The sequence below is a fragment of the Streptomyces sp. NPDC051555 genome, assembly GCF_044454405.1.
GTDB lineage: Bacteria > Actinomycetota > Actinomycetes > Streptomycetales > Streptomycetaceae > Streptomyces.
The window spans coordinates 1-1,262 of sequence record NZ_JBITDP010000123.1 but is presented as its reverse complement, the minus strand read 5'-3'; the positions used below and the strand labels follow the sequence as shown (position 1 = coordinate 1,262).

Sequence of the window (1,262 nt, the reverse complement as noted above, 5' to 3'; positions counted from 1 at the left end):
AGCGGCTCGGCTACCTCAGCCCCATCGAGTTCGAGGAGAAGCACTACGCCAACCAGGCAGCGACCGAACAAGCGAACCTGAAACCACGTAACCCCACCCTGACCAGCTAGTCAGCACCTCCCGCACAGCGGGGGAACCTCAGTGAGCGTGCGGACCGAGCGGGTCTCGCGGCGGCCGTGCCCGGCCGCACGGTCGTAGCGGCGGGCGGTCACCTCCTTCCACGGCAGGGCCTTGATCGCCGCGTGGAGGTTCGGCTGGTTGCCCTTGACGACCATCAGGTAGTGGGCGTTCTTCGTCTCCACCAGCCATTTCGCGTGTTCGCGCTGGGTGTGCAGGGCGTCGGCGGTGACCACGGTGCCGGTCAGGTCGAACGGAGCGAGCAGGGCGGTTAAGCCGGTGATCTCGTTGGTCTTGTCCGGCACTCGGAGCTGGCTGACGGTGTGGCCGGTGGCCGTGACGGCGGACAGGAGGTGGGCGGCCGGGGTGGTATCGGTGCGTGAACCGCGGGCGCTCTTGCCGTCCACCGCGAGCGACTCGGTGCCGGTCGGGCCGTGTCCGAGGAGGTCGGCGAGGCCGCCGGGGCACACTGCGACCAGCACCCGGCGCACGGTCGAAGGCGAGGCCGCGCGGCGCACCCCGAGGGGGGCCGCGCGTGCGAGACCCCAGGCGGGCGAGGGTGTCCTGGGGTGCGTGGCGGGCCCACTGCCCGATCGCGGCGTAGGAGCGGGCGCCGGCCAGGACCGCGCACGCGGCGGTCAAGAGCACCGAGACGAGGCTGTGAAGCCGACCCCGCCGGGCGCGTGGATCCGGCAGGGCGGCCAGCCGCGCCGCCGTGCCGGGAAGCTCACGGAGTCCACGCGAGGGCGACTTGAACAGACAGACGGTGTCAGACTGACGGCACCTCGGAGCTCCGGTGATCGGGTGACTTGGTCGGTCCCCTTGATCATCGGAGCTCCGGTGCATGTGCCAATGCCGTACTGAAGGTTCGTCACATCCCTGTGACCAGCAGGTTACCCGGGCCATCAGGACTATGAATCAGCCCTGACCGGACGCTACTGACCCGGCTTCTTCGGAACGAACCGGTGCGCCGGCCGGAACGCCCCCACTCCCCGAAAGGACCACCTGCAACTCACGGCAACCAACCGGATTGAGGCCGTGCACGGCGCCGCGGGGATGTCAACTGGTCTGTGTGTGATCGGTGTTGTGCTCTGTGGTCCTGGTTCCTGCCGTGGTTACTGTCGGTTGATGTTGGTCAGAGCGGG

Annotated in this window: 1 protein-coding gene and 1 pseudogene; both read right to left on the bottom strand. The window is 69.0% G+C overall.

All coding sequences use genetic code 11. The annotated features are described in order from the left end of the window. Positions 1–110: 110 nt before the first annotated feature. Positions 111–599, bottom strand: coding sequence for an ISAs1 family transposase (locus ACIBEA_RS44640; protein WP_399270329.1), 489 nt, complete (start codon positions 597–599; stop codon positions 111–113). A 97-nt stretch (positions 600–696) separates the two neighbouring features. Continuing rightward, positions 697–963 (bottom strand): annotated as a pseudogene (locus tag ACIBEA_RS44635) (transposase family protein); the annotation flags it as partial. Between the last annotated feature and the right edge of the window lie 299 nt (positions 964–1,262).